Genomic DNA, 15,815 nt, shown 5'->3' on the forward strand with positions numbered 1-15,815 from the left:
TTTCTTAAGTGCCCCACAACTATATCTTACAGCTGGGCAGTCAGGTTTATCCCGTGTTCCAAAAGAAATCATTCCCAGATTCTCGTCTGTGAGTTTTTGGGGTCTGTTGAGGTCTCGATATAGCTTAAGCCCATATCGCATCAATTTGCCAACTCATACCTTCTGATTTTAAAAAGTCATAGCTGAAATGATCAACGTCATTGGTATCGGTTAATTCTAGATTGTAAAAATTCACCACATTATCCTCGAAATAAGGTCCGGCATGCCAGGTTCCTTTATTGAGTTTGACAAAACAATGACCGGGGATTTGAAAGGCTTTTAGTTTTTTGACATTGGGTTTTGGATCAGTGCTAGGAGGCGCAACAGCTAACAGCCAGCTTTTCCCTTCTAATGCCCCTAAACATTGCGTACACCGTTGATGACGAGTGATGCGATGGAATTGTTTACCCCGCTGCGTTAACTGCATAATATAAAAACGGGGTTGTCCTTGGCTTAAGTCCAATTGCGCATCGTTTTGGTCATAAGGCTTGCCATCTGCTGCTGGTAAGATGAGTTGTCCATAAGGGGCAAAAGCATCTTGAGTCACCCACTCTGCAGGAAGGGTTTTAATTGTTATTTGTTCTTGATTCATGATTGTTTGTCCTGTGTTTCCAGTGTGAATTAGATCATAACTAACGACAAATGACCAAGGACGAAGGACTAATGACTCATTTTGAATTGCTTTTCAATGGTAGGAATGGCATCAATTAATTTCCGGGTGTAGGCTGTTGCCGGAGTTTGATAAATTGTTTGCGCGCTGCCAATTTCTTCAATTTTGCCTTTATTCATCACCATAACGCGATCGCTGATAAATTTAACAACGCTTAGATCGTGAGAAATAAAGATATAGGTTAAATTGAATTCGTCTTGTAACTCTTTGAGTAAGTTCAAAACTTGCGCTTGCACAGAAACATCAAGGGCAGAAACTGACTCATCACAAATAATAAACTGCGGATTTAAAGCCAGGGCACGAGCAATACAAATTCGCTGCCGTTGTCCGCCCGAAAATTCGTGAGGATAACGATTCATATCATTGGCACTTAAACCCACTCTTTCTAAGAGATAACCAACGCGTTCTTTCCGTTGCCGAGAATTTTGATATTGTTGATGAATGTTTAGGGGGTCAATAATCGTTTTGCCGATGCTGAGACGAGGATTAAGAGAACTATAGGGATTTTGAAAGACAATTTGCATTTGCCGACGCAAACGACGCAGACGTTTTCCTTGCCAGTGGGTGATGTTTTCTCCACTAAAGAAAATTTGTCCCTGGAGGGGAGAAATTAGTTTTAAGAGGGTACGGGCTAAGGTGGATTTGCCACAACCCGATTCACCCACTAACCCTAAGGTTTCCCCTCGATAAACAGTAAAAGAAACCCCATTCACTGCCATAAAATATCGCTTCGGTTGTCCAAAAATTCCTCGCAAAGGAAACCCAACTTGTAAGTTTTGTACAGTTAATAAGGGAGCACTGACCAGGCTACTATCTTCACCACGCATATTATCATGATCTGCGCTCTCTCTGCCAATACCAGTGTCTTGCCGCTGGAGAGTGGGGTTGGCGGTTTTGACTTGCCCATCTCCAGTTAAAAAATCGCTAACAGTGGGGAGATAGGCTAAGGTTTGGTCTAAACGCGGGCGACATGCCAATAAGCCTTTCGTATAAGGATGTTGCGGATCGGTGAAAATACTGTGAATGTGTCCCGATTCCACAAGATTTCCCTGATACATTACAGCCACTTGATCAGCAGTTTCTGCGACGACACCGAGATCATGGGTGATAAATAGCATGGACATTCCCCGCGCCTGACACAAATCTCGCAAGAGATTTAAGATCGTTTTCTGGACAGTAACATCAAGGGCAGTTGTCGGTTCATCCGCAATCAGCAATGCCGGATTACAGGAAATTGCCATTGCAATCATCACTCGTTGCAATTGGCCACCGGAGAGTTGGTGGGGATAGCGTTCAAGAAAAGCCCGTTTTTGTTCGTTAATGCGATGATTGACTTCAGCTTCGCTAAGGCGGTTATCTTCGAGGAGACAGTCTTGTCGCAGGATGTCATCAGACGGTAATAATCTTACTTCTTGGAGACGCGCGATCGCTTGTCTTCGTGCTTCACTGGGAGAAACATTCTGATGTTGACGAATTGCTTCGGTAATCTGAAAGCCGATATTATAAACGGGATTGAGAGAACTCATGGGTTCTTGGAAAATCATCGCCATTTTCCCACCCCGATAGTTTCGTCGTTGTGCGTTGGGCAGTTTTAGGAGATCGAGAGGCGGTGTATCCGGAGAAGATTGAAAGTAAATTTCACCGGCAGTGACTTCACCGGGAGTCCCCACTAAACCCATCAATGCTAACGCTGTTACTGATTTTCCGGAACCCGATTCTCCCACTAAACCTAATGTTTGTCCTCGGGGAATCTGAAAATTAATGCCGTTGACTGCAATTAAATGTTGGTCTTCTAGGAAAAACTCAACTTTCAGGTTCCGAACATCAATGACCGCATCTCCCATCAGTATCTCCGTGAGAAACTCTCTATAGCTTATTTCTGGTTACTATAACACTTCTCACTGGAAGCTATTCATCTTACCCTTCTCATCGGAATCGATTGCTCACACTATTGACTCATGTCCTCTTTTCTAGAGATACCGGGTTAATTGCACGCGATACCGTTGTTTTTTAGTGAGAGAGACTTCCCCAATTTCCGCACGCCCTTTCCCTTGGACAGCAATTAAATCACCCTCTTGCAGCGAATAACTGGCTTGATTCACTGGTTTCCAATTGACGCGGACATTGCCTTGCGCGATCGCGCTGGCCATTTTACTCCGTGACATCCCAAAGGCAGCAGAACCCACGGCATCCAAACGTAGCGAGGCTTCCACCGTGGTCATTTCTTTCTTTTTCGGCGGACGAATTTTTAACGCTTCTAATTCAATCTGACGGGTTTTAACTGGAACTGAGCGCACCTGGGTTAAATTCGCTTCTAAAAAAGACACCAGTTCAGGAACGACTAAAATTTGTGCCCCGCGTTCTCCTAAGACCACAATATCACCGACTTTTTGCCGCACCACACCAGTGCCCAGAATAGCCCCTAAAAAATCCCGGTGGTTGGCGGTATCAAAGAGAAAGTTTCCTGCCACATCTAAGGCAGCAATGGGCACTTGTGAGCGATCTAAAGGTAACTCAGCACGAGTAATTCCCATCCGCACTCGTTCCGCTTGCGGATAGCCCCCCCAGATCACAAACTGAATATCAGTCAGCGGAGAAAACTTTTCTTGGGCTTCTACAGCAACGGGGGGAGAAAGGAAATCAGTGCAAACCGTTTCCCAAGTTTTGATCGCTTGTTCAGCAACATCAATCACTCGGGTAATTTCTTCTCGATTTTCCACCCCTTTGAGGATTTCATCTTTCGGTAGCATATAAAAATTTGTCCTTCGTCCTGGGTCGTTTATCCGTTGTGATTGGTAACCAATGACCCATGATTATTTATTCTCTTCATAGCCTTGGATGGTTTCGGGATTGAACTGGCGTAAAATGCGGGTGGCTTGCTCATTCACCACTTCTGATCCTTTCACCACAATTAGATATTTGCCTTCATTGAGACGATTGCGATAAGGAAGGGCATCCCCACTGCCAAAGGCAATCCCGACGCCACCCCCGACAAAAAATGCCCCCATCAGCGCCGCGATCGCGCCGAAGAAACCGCCAATGATATGATTACCGACAGGACCCGCCCAATCGAATAAATAAATTTTCGTTAAAACATTGAATACATATCCGGCTGCAAAGCCAAAGGGAAATAGCCAAGTCGCCAGGCGAAAAATTTGTTGTCTCGCTTGACGATTGGGATTAATTAAGCCAAATTCATCAGCGGTTTTATAGCCTTGCCCTAGCATATCCACTTGCTGTTCATTTAAGCCCTCTTTCAAGAGCGTGGTATAGGCATCTTCGGCTTGGATTCGGTTCGAGAGAACTGCAATTAAATATTTCATTACTTGATCAAGACTTATACTTGCCAATTACTCTATAGAGTTTATATTTTACCGTTAACTGAAGACGACAAACATCGCTCGTAAGTAAACACTCAGCCTTTCCACTCCCCTCCCAGAAGGGTCAAAAGGATGAAAAGATACCCTACGCTCAGGCTTGAGAGAAAATATGGATTCTCTGGAAAATGACCCATTGTCCCTTAAACTCATAAGCAGAGGACACCCTCTCTTGATGTTGATTTCAAATAAATAACCAATGGCAAAAGTTTTAGTTTCAGACTCTGTGGATCAAGCGGGGATTGATATTCTCTCGCAAGTCGCACAAGTCGATGTCAAAACCAAACTCTCTCCCGAAGAACTGGTACAAACCATCCCTGAATACGATGCCCTGATGGTTCGTTCCGGGACAAAAGTGACCCAAGACGTCATCGAGGCAGGAACCCAGCTGAAAATCATTGGTCGCGCTGGTGTCGGTGTTGATAACATTGATGTTCCTGCTGCAACCCGTCGCGGCATTATGGTGGTTAACTCCCCGGAAGGGAATACCATTGCCGCGGCAGAACATGCTTTAGCAATGATGTTAGCCCTTTCTCGACATATTCCGGAAGCCAACCAATCCGTGAAAGAGAAAAAATGGGAACGGAAACAATTTATTGGCTCGGAAGTCTATAAAAAAACGCTGGGTGTCGTCGGTTTAGGAAAAATTGGCTCTCATGTGGCGACGGTAGCCCGTGCCATGGGGATGAAGTTACTCGCCTATGACCCGTTTATTTCTGCTGAACGAGCGGAACAACTCGGCTGTCGCTTAGTGGATTTAGATATTATCTTCACCGAAGCGGATTACATTACCCTGCACATACCCCGCACCCCAGAAACGGAAAATTTAATTAACGCCGAAGCCCTCGCAAAAATGAAACCGACAACGCGAATTATTAACTGTTCCCGCGGTGGGGTCATTAATGAAGAGGCTCTCGCCACTGCCGTGGAAAATGGCACCATTGGCGGGGCTGCCCTGGATGTGTTTGCGGAAGAACCCCTTGGCGAATCTAAATTAAGAGAGGTCGGAACAAATATTGTCCTGACCCCTCATTTAGGGGCATCCACGGAAGAAGCGCAAACCAATGTGGCAGTGGATGTTGCCGAACAAATTCGTGATGTTTTACTCGGATTACCCGCGCGATCGGCCGTTAACATTCCCGGACTCAATCCCGATGTGTTGGAACAGTTACGTCCCTTCTTACAATTAGCAGAAACGTTAGGAAACTTGGTCAGTCAGTTGGCTGGCGGACGCATTGAACAACTCAATGTGCGTCTGCAAGGGGAGTTAACCGATAGCCAAAGTCAACCGATTGTCATTGCAGCTTTAAAAGGCTTATTATCCCAAGCGTTGCGAGAACGAGTCAATTATGTCAATGCTTCGATTGAAGCCAAAGAACGAGGAATTCGGGTGATTGAAACCAAGGATGCTTCAGTACATGATTATTCAGGCTCACTGCGTTTGGAAGCGACGGGATCTCTCGGTGAGCATTCAGTCACTGGTGCCCTGCTTAGCGATCAGGAAATGCGGATTACCAATGTTGATGGTTTCCCAATTAATGTTCCCCCCAATAACTATATGTTATTTACGTTACACCGGGATATGCCAGGGATTATTGGTAAAATTGGCTCTTTACTCGGCGGATTTAATGTCAATATTGCCAGTATGCAAGTGGGACGGAAAATTGTTCGTGGTGATGCAGTTATGGTGTTGAGTATTGACGATCCTTTACCGGAAGGTGTTTTAAGTGAAATCATGAAAATTCCTGGAATTCGTGACGCTTATACCATTAAGCTCTAAACAGGTAAAATAACCAAAGGAGATGAGCGCGCAGAGATTACACCTTCCTCAACCGTTGGTCAAAGATTACGCCTCCCGTTTAGGGAGGCGCCTGTCCTCACGCTTAGCTCCGGCGACCGTTGGTCAGGATGAGATAACCCGTTCTCCAAAAATAAATGACAAATGGCAAATGACAAATGGCAAATGACAAATAGTTGGTGGGAAATCAAAATCCGATGTCATCCAACGTTAGAGGAACTCCTTTTCTGGCGACTGGAGAAGTTTGGCTGTCAGGGAATGGTGAGTGAGACCAACCAGGAAGCGATTTTGGCGCGGGCTTATCTTCCTCAACTGCGGGCACATCCACTAGATTTGGCTGCCTTATCGCTTTGGATTCATCAAGATGCGCTTAATGTGAACGCTGAACTGCCCAGTATGACCTGGGACTTAATTGATGAGCAAGACTGGGCAAGCAGTTGGAAAAAACATTGGGATATCCAAGAAATCGGCGATCGCGTTTTGGTGTGCCCGGCTTGGCTGTCGCCTCCGGCTGAAACAGAACGGGTGGTGTTACGCCTAGATCCCGGCGTTGCTTTTGGGACTGGGGTTCATCCCACGACCCAACTCTGTTTAGAATCGTTGGAAATGCGCTACAGTTTTGGCAATACCGGTGGTGTGGTCGCTGACATTGGCTGTGGTTCTGGTATTTTATCCATCGCTGCTTTGTTATTGGGTGCAGAAAAAGCCTATGCCGTTGATACTGATCCGCTAGCGATACGAGCCACCCGCGGTAATGGCAATCTCAATCAGATTCCACCGGAACGCTTAAAAGTTGAACAAGGCAGCTTAAAGCGTTTGCTGACGATGTATCCAGAGGGGTTTGACGGCATTTTATGTAATATTTTAGCGGAAGTGATTTTAGATCTGATTCCGGAAATGAGCGCGATCGCGCGACCCCAGGCTTGGGGCATCCTCAGTGGCATTCTCATCGAAAAAGCACAGCCCATTGCTGATTCTCTGGAAAAATATGGTTGGAAAGTGGGAACGATGTGGCGACGGAAAGAATGGTGTTGCTTCAATATCCGTCGCCAGCCAGCAGAAGAGGATGATTACTAATGATTGGCTAAAGCGGGTTCACGAGTCACCTCCGGGGTGGTTTGTTCATTGAGAGAACGACAATTAATTTCACAAGAATTATTGGGACTTTCAATTAACTTCACTTTCTCTAGGATTACCCCCAACTCAGTGGTCGGTGCTTTTAATAATTGGCCAATGTAGAGGGCAATATTTTCTGCAGTGGGAACCACTTCAGCAAAATAAGGGATATCTTCATTTAAGAAATAGTGATCAAAGGGTTCGACAACCACTTCTTCTAAGATATTATGCAGCTGTTCTAAATTGACAATCATACCGGTACGAGGATCAATTTCGCCGGTAACGGTTACTTCTAGATGGTAGTTATGTCCATGACCATGAGGGCGAGCACATTTGCCATAGATTTCACAATTTTCTTCATAGCTTAAATCTGGACGCGCTAGACGGTGTGCGGCACTAAAGTGAGTGCCAACAGTTAATGATGCTTCCATGTTATTCCCTTGATAATCAGCCCAAAGTTGTGGATGTTCAAATAAACGAATATTAACGACGGGTAAATGAGGTTCTAAATGCTGCCAAATCACTCTGGCAATATTTTCCGTGGTCGGAAGGGTTTCGCCAAACTCGGACCAAACCTCATTGAGGTAAGCGTTATCGAGTTGATCGGTAATTTCTTCCCGAATGACCGGCTTAACCTCAGACAGGTTCATTACCATGCCATATTGGTCAATTTCACCTTCTAAAGAAACATAAAGGACATAGTTATGTCCATGTCCAGGGAACCGGCTACCGGCTCCAAATTTAGCTTGATTTTCTTCAGCACTGAGTTCTGGAAGCCAGTAACGATGTGCTGCTGAAAACTGGGCGCGACGGTTAATTACACATTTCATAGTCAAGAGTCGCTAAGGGTCTTTTGTAAAGTAATTTTAACATTTTGCGGGCAAGTCCTTGAAATTGCGTGATTTATTGGTTTGTCATTCGCGTTAAATGATTTTCATTGTGATACAAATCCGATAATCTATTACAGTGATGAGGATAGTAAGGGAGCAACGGTAAGGGAAAATCACAACGGAAACGCAAGTAACCAATAGCGAGTAACCATGATGTTCTGTCATATTCTCATCGGTTGTCCCAGTAGTGGCAAATCAACTTTAGCAAGAGCCATTCAGGATGCCGATCCCAATTATCAGATTGTTTCTACAGACGCGATTCGAGGGGATTTATTTGGCGATTCGACCATTCAAGGGAATTGGTCAAGGATTGAAGCGGAAGTTTTCGCCCAAATTGAAACTCATCTCAGTGCCGGTTATCCCGTAATTTACGATGCGACCAATGCCAAACGTCCGTGGCGAATGGGATTATTGCAGCATCTCCATCAATATTCTGAGGTCGAGTGGTTCGGTTGGCATCTCAAAACGCCGCTCAAAACCTGTTTGCAATGGAATCGGAAGCGACAAAATCCCGTTCCCGAAGGAGTAATTCATCGGATGTTGGAAGCGTTAAAGATCTTTCCTCCCATTGCAGCGGAAGGGTTTGCCACGGTTTATGACTTGAATCCTAAGTTAAAAACTTCCTTGATTGAGCAATTTCAGTATCAGCAGTCGCAATTTTCCCGGACAGTTATCAATCGTCAAAATCGCACTCAGAACATCACGCGTCACGCCTATTCCCACTTATTAGACTTTGAGCGTTTAATGTATTTAATTCGCTTAGTGTTAACCGATCCGGGAATCGGAAATTTACAAAAAACAGATCCGAAAACGGTGAAAACTGTCATTGGGAAACGCCGGAAACAGTTCCCCACAGAAATTGATGAAATTTGTGCGTTTATGAGTCAAATCGCCGATCCCATTTATGCCGTTCCCAGCGCGATCGCGCAAGACTTAAAATGGTTAGAAGAAAATGGAGTGATTGGTCCTACCGCTCTCAGCCGTGAGCTCAAAATTACGCGGCAAGAAAATTCAGAACAACCGACTCATAGTTATTCTGATTTAGAACCGTTTCAACGGCTGATCCAAACAATTCGCTTGATTATTCAAGAACCGTTTATTTGGAAGCGCGAGTTAGGGGGAACCTTAAATAGCTTAGTGGAACGGATGCGGGAAGAAAACCTTGTCACTGATAACTCTCGCGATCGCTTGCGCAAAGATATTGAAAAAGTTTTGAAGCCTTATGGGATTCTCCCTGAGGTGCCGATGAAACGCGGATATTTTGCGGGAACTGCAATTCTATCACAACCGGATTTAATTAAAGTGTTTCAGCTATTGGCAACCCAAGTTCAACATTTCGATGATCCCGTTGGCTTACAGGTGTATGAGAAATTTGAGCAACGGATGAAAAGCGCGAAGTTAATTGAATCGGATCAGTACCCCGTGCGAGCTGTGCATCATGCCCATCCGATCAATCAGCCAATCCTGTCCGAGGCTTCCCTGGCAAAGAATACAGAGACAGTAGAAAGCGCGATCGCGCAAGGACAACTTTTAGAACTCGGTTATCTTGCGACTCAGGAGATGTTTGATTCGCCAGCGGAAAAAACGTTTCAGGCTTATCCGCTACAGCTTATTTTCCACAATATGAACTGGTATTTGGGCTTTGAACATTACCAGGGGGCAAAAAAAGGGTTACTACAGTTTGGACGGCTTAATCAGCTCTTTTTAGGCAAACCGCAAACTAAAGACCGTTCCCGGAATGCTCAGCAGAAATCACTCCAGCGTCTCCTTAAGCTCTATCAAGCTTCTGGCAGCATCTTTTTAGGGAATGACCCTAACCAACAACAGCAATATCTAAGCCCTGAGGCATCTCAGCGCCAGCAAGTCGAAATCCTGATTGAACTTTGGTTCAGTGATACAGGTTTTGTCTTAATCAGTGAAGAACTCCCCTGCTTCCCTTTGCAACAAATGAAAATGTCTCGACCCTTCAACCGCAACTTCATGGGCAAAAACCGGTCTTTATTCAGCCTTCGCAAAACGGGCGATCCCCAGTTTCCTCACCGTTTTCGGGTTTATTTACCGCAGTGGTCACTGCAAGATATTGATTTACACCGTTGGATTTTGGGTTTTACCGGGAAGGCGAAAGTGGTTAAGCCAGATCATTTACGAGAAAAACTAGAACGGCAAGGGCAAGCCATTGTGCAAGCCATGACCCGACAAGGATGAGTGACACGGGACTTAAACAAAATCAAAATTGGCAATTTACTGTATACTGTATACATATTAAGTCCCAATCACAGTATTGAGGAATACGTCGTGGCAATTAATAATGCAATCAACGACTAAGCCGTCACTATGAGTGAACCCGTAACCGCGATTATTTCACGGCAGGTCAAAATTGGATATGAGGCAGAATTTGAGGCTTGGCAGGAAAAAATTGGGTATGCTGCTAGTCAGTTTCCCGGTTTTCAAGGAATAACGGTGATGCGTCCGAGTAATCCTAAAAAACCTGAATATGCGATTATTCTGCGTTTTGATTCTTACCCGAGTCTCGTACAGTGGCAAGACTCATTGATCCGCAAGCAGTTATTGGCACAAGTGGAAGCCCTCAGTGTTGGCGAAAGCCAAATGCAGCAACATCGGGGGTTGGCTTTATGGTTTACGCCGAAAACACCCACTAGCCCTCCTCGCTATAAAATGGCAATCTTACTCGCATTAACCGTTTTTACGTTAACGCAATTACTAGCCCCGCAATTGGAGCGTTTGTTGATGGTACTCCCTTTACCAACGCTATTACGGGACTTTCTCGTGGTTTGTATTCAAGTCAGTTTGATTACTTATCTTATTTTGCCAACTTTAACGCAGGTGCTGTCGTCTTGGTTATTTACACAGCCACAAAATCGACAAAATTGACGTTATTTAGGAGGAATTATTTTGTCTTCATCTCTGGGTTTAGCGCGATCGTCTTCCCTTTATCAACAAGCTTACCAAGCCCTACGTCAACTCATTCTCACAGGAGAGTTTGCCCCTGGTGAGCGCCTGGTAGAAACCCAACTGGCAGAAAAATTACAAGTTAGTCGCACGCCGATTCGGGAATCCTTGCGACAACTGCAACGGGAGAGTTTATTAACAACCGATCAAAGAGGGGGATTAATTGTGCCTAGGTTATCGGCAGAAGATGCCCGACAGCTTTATGATTGTCGTTTAGCTCTCGAATTGCTGGCGGTGCGAGAGGCTTGCCAAAATGCGACGGCAGACGAGCTGGAAAAAATTGGGGCTTGGGTGATTCGTGCTGAAACGTTACTTGCCATGGAAGATTCGTCTCAGGTAACGCGAGGGGTTTTACTGGACATTGACTACAGTTTTCATCGCGCGATCGCGCAAAGTGCAAGAAATAGGCATCTTTTGGAGTTATTGATGCGCTCTTTTGATCAAATGACCTTGCTGAGAGTGCAAACCACGGAGAGAAAACCCGATGTCCTCGAAATTCGCAGTGAACATCGCAAAATCTACGAAACTCTATTATCTCGGGATGGAGAAGCAGCCCAAACCGCCATTCAAGAGCATTTAGAAGCTAGTAAAGAGCGAGTTGCAGGACTATTGCAGTGATCAGTTCTTCGTACTCTATCCTTGGTATTGACAAGCCAGTCAATAACTAATGACCAATGACCAATGACTAATAACCAATAACTAATAACTAATAACTAATGACCAATGACCAATGACCAATGACCAATGACCAATGACCAATGACTAATGACTAATAACCAATGACCAATACTAGAGATTTTATCGGCTACGGCGCAAACCCTCCTGATCCGAAATGGCCTAATCAAGCCAGAATTGCGGTGCAGTTTGTCATCAACTACGAAGAAGGGGGAGAAAATTGCATTCTTCACGGTGACTCTCACTCTGAGGCATTTCTCTCAGAAGTCATTGGTGCAGCGCCTTTAAAGGGAATGCGCAACCTGAATGTGGAGTCTTGTTATGAATATGGCTCTCGTGCGGGGTTTTGGCGGTTACATCGCCTCTTTTCTCGCTATAACCTCCCCGTGACGGTTTATGGGGTTGCGATGGCATTAGAACGCAATCCGGAAGCAGTGCAAGCCATGACAGAAGCAGGTTGGGAAATTGCCAGTCATGGCTACCGCTGGATTGATTATCAGTATTTTACGGAAGCAGCCGAACGGGAACACTTGCAGCGCGCGATCGCGATTCATACCCAAGTTACTGGCAGTCGCCCTCTCGGTTGGTACACCGGAAGAAATAGCCCGCACACCCGCCGTCTCGTGGTCGAAGAAGGGGGCTTTCTTTACGATGCCGATAGCTATGCTGATGACTTGCCTTACTGGGTAGTGGAAGGCGAAAAACCGCATTTAGTGATTCCCTATACCCTCGATAACAACGATATGCGCTTTGCCACGGCACAAGGATTTAATTCCGGTGAGCAGTTTTTTACCTATTTGCGTGATGCCTTTGACACTCTCTATCTAGAGGGAGAAGTTGCTCCGAAAATGATGAGTATTGGGTTACACTGTCGCCTGGTCGGTCGTCCGGGGCGCATTGCGGCTTTGGCGCGCTTTCTGGATTATATCGGGCAGCGCGATTGCGTTTGGATTTGCCGTCGGGTAGATATTGCGCGTCACTGGCGAGAAAAGCATCCCTTTACCAGTGACCAGTAGATAAATAACAAATGACTAATGACTAATGACTAATCATTGCATTTTTGTAGGCAACCCAGCCACCAAATTTAGAAATATCGGGCCAGTTTTCTTCCTCAATGAGTTGGCGAGGATAGAGCATCGCGATCGCGCTTTCTCTTCCTTCTAATTCCACCGTTTCTGGATACATATTCGGCGGTTCTTGTGAGAGTAAATATTCGTAATCTGTATCGCTCATTTCATACAATTCTCCCGGAATAGAAATCCCCCCTGTTTCCACCGCATAAATTCCAGGATGCCAGCCATTTTTTACCGCATGGAGCCGATATTGAGGGGCTGTTTTTGTTTCTTTAATAAACCTCGCACCGCGCAAATTCTTGTTATCCGGTTGTCCTCGCAAAGCGGAGCCACAAATAAAAACTTTCTTCATATTTTGTCAAATAAAATACAAAAACAATCACTCTTATTTTTATACCATTAATCTTAGTTAAGCCGCAATAAAAACATAATTTTTATTTCTTTTTTATCGTGATGAAATTTGAATTAAAGCAAAACTTAGAAATCAATCAAAATCGTTTTTTACGCAGTATTGACCAACTCGCTCACATTGGTGCGCTTCCCGATGGTGGGATTCGACGCATTGCCTACAGCGATGAAGATATTAGCGCTCGCGAACAGGTCAAACAGTGGATGCAAGAAGCCGGAATGACTCTCCGGGTGGATACGGCTGGTAATATTATTGGTCGCTATCCCGGTAAAATGACCGATGCCCCGGCTTTAGCCACCGGATCTCATATTGATACCGTTCCTCGGGGCGGACGTTATGATGGGAGCTATGGTGTCCTTGCCGGCATTGAAATGGTGCGGGTTCTCCACGAAAATGAAATCCAACTCAACCATTCCCTAGAAGTAATTGTCTTTACCGATGAAGAAGGGAGTATGATTGGCTCGAAAGCCATTTCCGGTAGTGTTGTTGCCGATCCGGCAACGTATCGGCGCGACGATGGAACCGATATTTATACCTGTTTAGAGCGAGTGGGGGGACGTTGGGAAAAGATTCAGCAAGCCCGACGCACCGCCCAAGATTTAGCTGCTTTTGTGGAATTGCACGTCGAACAAGGTCCGGTTTTAGAAAAAGCAGGCGTTAGTATTGGTGTCGTAAAAGGGATTGTCGGTCAACGGCGCTTTAATATTGCCGTGCAAGGGGAAGCGAACCATGCTGGAACCACCCCCATGAATTGCCGTCGAGATGCCCTGCTAGCAGCAGCAAAACTGACGGTTGCCATTAACGAAATTGCCAATTCTGGCGGGGAACAAGTGGCAACGGTGGGGCGGATGCAAGCCTATCCCAATACGGTCAACGCCGTCCCCGGGTTAGTGGAAATGAGCTTAGATATCCGGGATTTATCTGCTGACCATTTAGATTACTTATTAGAACAAGTGCGCGATCGCGCTGCAAAAATTGCTGCTGAAACCGATACTCAAATCGGGATGCAACCGGCACTGAATGTGATTCCCGCTGCGGCGCAATCTCATATCCAATCTGCCATTAGCAAAGCCTGTGACGAACTGGCTTTGAACCATACCCACCTGTTGAGTCGCGCCAGTCATGACGCGCAAGAAATGGCAAAAGTGACGGATATGGGAATGATTTTTGTCCCCAGTGAAGCGGGGTTAAGTCATAACGCTGAGGAATACACGTCTCCCGAAGACTGTGTCCGTGGGGCCAATGTCCTGCTACGAACCATGATGGAATTGGATCGTCATTATGGCGTTTCTGGAAAAGCTGTCTCGAAACAGAAAGAAACTGTTCAATCCTCGAAGCAAGTAAAGACATCCGCTGATCAATAAGGATCTTGAGGTACATTAAGGGGCGAGTTATATAGCAGTCTTGTTTGAGTTCACGAATGTTTCTAGGCATGGTCAAAATGAACTTTAGTCATATATATAATGTGATCAATTTCAAACAAAATGAGCGGGATCTTGATCGCGCCGATGCCGCACAGGAATAGGGGTTCCTGGTTCATCTCCCGCCAAGCTGGCAGTTTTTTCTAAGGCTTCTCGCAACCGTTTCGCCGCATAAATGGACATATCCCTAGGAACACTCACGCGATCGCGCAAATATCTTAATGCAGATGCTGATCCAGCAGGAGGAGAACAGACTTCACCTGTCATCAGATTGGTTAAGGCACAACGTAAGGCTTCCCCAAATAAGTCTTCTGAAGCAGGGTTCACTTTCAGCAAGTTCTCGCGATGCTTCAGCACTCGCTGCAGCGCCTCTTCCCGAGAAGTTTTCGGTTCCGGATACATTGCGTCTGGTAAACCAAACCAAGGACCTTGATCCACCCGCGCTTGATTCAATTTCGTTTGCGGTTCATCATTAGCATAACAACCGCCCATTTGCGGGGGTAAATCATGAACGTGGGTATGAAAATCGCTTTGGGTTCCCCGATAGGTGGATCGCTGTTCCATCCCATCAAACCATAAACCCAATTGAGGGTTTTCTTCCCGTAAAGAATACCCTTTGTAATAGAACAAGCTGGCGTTCATCCGTTCCAGAAAGGGCGTAAAAATAATATCAATAATGCTAAACATTTCTCGAAAATAAGGACCTGAGGTTTGTTGTAGCGCATCCTCAACTTGGGCGACCACATCCGTAAACTGTTGGCGGTTGCGATGGTCTTCACGGCGCGATCGCGCAGGAACACATAGCCAGCTACACCACGCCCGAAACAACAGTCGTTCTAACTTCCGTAGGGCAATACTGCTGGGATCATTCATACTATAACCCAGCGTCCCAAACGTCTGCTCAAGCGTACTTAAAATATCATCACTTTCCGTCAGCAAACGATCATCAAGTTTCAACGCTGGTAACATCCCTGAAGGAACAATTCGCTTATACCAAGGTTCTTTTTCCCCATAACAAAACATCGTGACCTTTTCCACACGATAGGGAATTTGCTTTTCTTCTAACCATAACCAAACCTTTTGACAGTAAGGACACCACGCATGATGATCGCGGTATAAGGTTACTCGCACATCCGATTCATTTTGCCCAAATAAACGTAAACGCGATTGCGCATTGGTTGGTCCATTAATGCGATCAATTTCAAAATTTGTCCGGGCTTGTAATTCTTCCCAACTCAGTGCTTGCATTTTTTGCCCTTAATTAAATCACTAATGACTAATGACTAATGACTAATGACTAATGACTAATTCTTGTATGCCATTTGCCAAAAATCTTTCTCTAAGCTAGCAATTTTGACAAAAGCAGATTCCAAATAT

General features: G+C 45.3%; 14 protein-coding genes. 7 read left to right on the forward strand and 7 right to left on the reverse strand.

All coding sequences use genetic code 11. From position 1 onward, the window contains the following. Nucleotides 1-124: 124 nt before the first annotated feature. From GVY04_08995 to GVY04_09010, 4 genes are all read right to left on the reverse strand, one after another. Complete coding sequence (locus GVY04_08995) at nt 125-631, reverse strand: Ureidoglycolate hydrolase (GenBank protein ID NBD16266.1); 507 nt, start codon at nt 629-631, stop codon at nt 125-127. 68 nt (nt 632-699) lie between these two features. Beyond that, complete coding sequence (locus GVY04_09000; GenBank protein ID NBD16267.1) at nt 700-2,553, reverse strand: dipeptide ABC transporter ATP-binding protein; 1,854 nt, start codon at nt 2,551-2,553, stop codon at nt 700-702. Nucleotides 2,554-2,679: 126 nt separating this feature from the next. Beyond that, nucleotides 2,680-3,459: a photosystem II S4 domain protein gene (locus GVY04_09005; protein ID NBD16268.1), complete on the reverse strand. Its 780-nt coding sequence runs from the start codon at nt 3,457-3,459 to the stop codon at nt 2,680-2,682. 63 nt (nt 3,460-3,522) lie between these two features. Next, nucleotides 3,523-4,032: a hypothetical protein gene (locus GVY04_09010; GenBank protein NBD16269.1), complete on the reverse strand. Its 510-nt coding sequence runs from the start codon at nt 4,030-4,032 to the stop codon at nt 3,523-3,525. Nucleotides 4,033-4,285: 253 nt separating this feature from the next. On the opposite strand from GVY04_09010, the gene GVY04_09015 reads away from it, so the two are divergent. Then, the gene (locus GVY04_09015) at nt 4,286-5,866 is read left to right on the forward strand and encodes a phosphoglycerate dehydrogenase (GenBank protein ID NBD16270.1); all 1,581 of its coding nucleotides are present in this window, start codon (nt 4,286-4,288) and stop codon (nt 5,864-5,866) included. 183 nt (nt 5,867-6,049) lie between these two features. Beyond that, a complete protein-coding gene (locus GVY04_09020; GenBank protein NBD16271.1) occupies nt 6,050-6,961 on the forward strand; it encodes a 50S ribosomal protein L11 methyltransferase in 912 nt (303 codons plus the stop codon). Here the strand turns inward: GVY04_09020 and GVY04_09025 are convergent. Continuing rightward, the gene (locus tag GVY04_09025; protein NBD16272.1) at nt 6,958-7,830 is read right to left on the reverse strand and encodes a 6-pyruvoyl tetrahydropterin synthase; all 873 of its coding nucleotides are present in this window, start codon (nt 7,828-7,830) and stop codon (nt 6,958-6,960) included. The genes GVY04_09020 and GVY04_09025 overlap by 4 nt on opposite strands. A gap of 210 nt (nt 7,831-8,040) precedes the next feature. On the opposite strand from GVY04_09025, the gene GVY04_09030 reads away from it, so the two are divergent. The 4 genes from GVY04_09030 to puuE all read left to right on the forward strand — a co-directional run bounded on the left by GVY04_09030 (nt 8,041) and on the right by puuE (nt 12,551). Then, entirely contained in the window at nt 8,041-10,095 is a 2,055-nt protein-coding gene (locus GVY04_09030; protein ID NBD16273.1) for a WYL domain-containing protein, read from the forward strand. Between the two features lie 129 nt (nt 10,096-10,224). Continuing rightward, nucleotides 10,225-10,782, forward strand: a complete 558-nt coding sequence (locus GVY04_09035; GenBank protein ID NBD16274.1) for an antibiotic biosynthesis monooxygenase — start codon at nt 10,225-10,227, stop codon at nt 10,780-10,782. A gap of 15 nt (nt 10,783-10,797) precedes the next feature. Further along, on the forward strand, nt 10,798-11,478 hold the full coding sequence (locus GVY04_09040; protein ID NBD16275.1) for an FCD domain-containing protein: 681 nt from the start codon (nt 10,798-10,800) through the stop codon (nt 11,476-11,478). 161 nt (nt 11,479-11,639) lie between these two features. Beyond that, nucleotides 11,640-12,551 (forward strand): allantoinase PuuE, encoded by a 912-nt coding sequence (gene puuE / locus GVY04_09045; GenBank protein ID NBD16276.1) that lies wholly within the window; start codon nt 11,640-11,642, stop codon nt 12,549-12,551. Between the two features lie 22 nt (nt 12,552-12,573). On the opposite strand, the gene GVY04_09050 is transcribed toward puuE, so the two are convergent. Further along, on the reverse strand, nt 12,574-12,960 hold the full coding sequence (locus tag GVY04_09050) for a gamma-glutamylcyclotransferase (GenBank protein NBD16277.1): 387 nt from the start codon (nt 12,958-12,960) through the stop codon (nt 12,574-12,576). Between the two features lie 101 nt (nt 12,961-13,061). Between GVY04_09050 and GVY04_09055 the strand changes: the two genes are divergently transcribed. Continuing rightward, nucleotides 13,062-14,381, forward strand: coding sequence for a hydantoinase/carbamoylase family amidase (locus GVY04_09055; protein NBD16278.1), 1,320 nt, complete (start codon nt 13,062-13,064; stop codon nt 14,379-14,381). A gap of 111 nt (nt 14,382-14,492) precedes the next feature. Here the strand turns inward: GVY04_09055 and GVY04_09060 are convergent, their stop codons facing one another. Then, a complete protein-coding gene (locus tag GVY04_09060) occupies nt 14,493-15,686 on the reverse strand; it encodes a glutathione S-transferase (GenBank protein NBD16279.1) in 1,194 nt (397 codons plus the stop codon). Nucleotides 15,687-15,815: the final 129 nt, after the last annotated feature.

Source organism: Cyanobacteria bacterium GSL.Bin1, assembly GCA_009909085.1.
Taxonomy (GTDB): Bacteria; Cyanobacteriota; Cyanobacteriia; order Cyanobacteriales; family Rubidibacteraceae; genus Halothece.

Excerpts from the sequence above, each read along its gene's own strand:
- GVY04_09000 (NBD16267.1), bottom strand. The coding sequence starts at position 2,553 with ATGGGAGATGCGGTCATTGATGTTCGGAACCTGAAAGTTGAGTTTTTC.
- GVY04_09025 (NBD16272.1), bottom strand. The coding sequence starts at position 7,830 with ATGAAATGTGTAATTAACCGTCGCGCCCAGTTTTCAGCAGCACATCGT.
- GVY04_09060 (NBD16279.1), bottom strand. The coding sequence starts at position 15,686 with ATGCAAGCACTGAGTTGGGAAGAATTACAAGCCCGGACAAATTTTGAA.
- GVY04_09035 (NBD16274.1), top strand. The coding sequence starts at position 10,225 with ATGAGTGAACCCGTAACCGCGATTATTTCACGGCAGGTCAAAATTGGA.
- GVY04_09010 (NBD16269.1), bottom strand. The coding sequence starts at position 4,032 with ATGAAATATTTAATTGCAGTTCTCTCGAACCGAATCCAAGCCGAAGAT.
- GVY04_09020 (NBD16271.1), top strand. The coding sequence starts at position 6,050 with ATGACAAATAGTTGGTGGGAAATCAAAATCCGATGTCATCCAACGTTA.
- GVY04_09055 (NBD16278.1), top strand. The coding sequence starts at position 13,062 with ATGAAATTTGAATTAAAGCAAAACTTAGAAATCAATCAAAATCGTTTT.
- puuE (NBD16276.1), top strand. The coding sequence starts at position 11,640 with ATGACCAATACTAGAGATTTTATCGGCTACGGCGCAAACCCTCCTGAT.
- GVY04_09030 (NBD16273.1), top strand. The coding sequence starts at position 8,041 with ATGATGTTCTGTCATATTCTCATCGGTTGTCCCAGTAGTGGCAAATCA.
- GVY04_09005 (NBD16268.1), bottom strand. The coding sequence starts at position 3,459 with ATGCTACCGAAAGATGAAATCCTCAAAGGGGTGGAAAATCGAGAAGAA.
- GVY04_09015 (NBD16270.1), top strand. The coding sequence starts at position 4,286 with ATGGCAAAAGTTTTAGTTTCAGACTCTGTGGATCAAGCGGGGATTGAT.
- GVY04_09050 (NBD16277.1), bottom strand. The coding sequence starts at position 12,960 with ATGAAGAAAGTTTTTATTTGTGGCTCCGCTTTGCGAGGACAACCGGAT.
- GVY04_08995 (NBD16266.1), bottom strand. The coding sequence starts at position 631 with ATGAATCAAGAACAAATAACAATTAAAACCCTTCCTGCAGAGTGGGTG.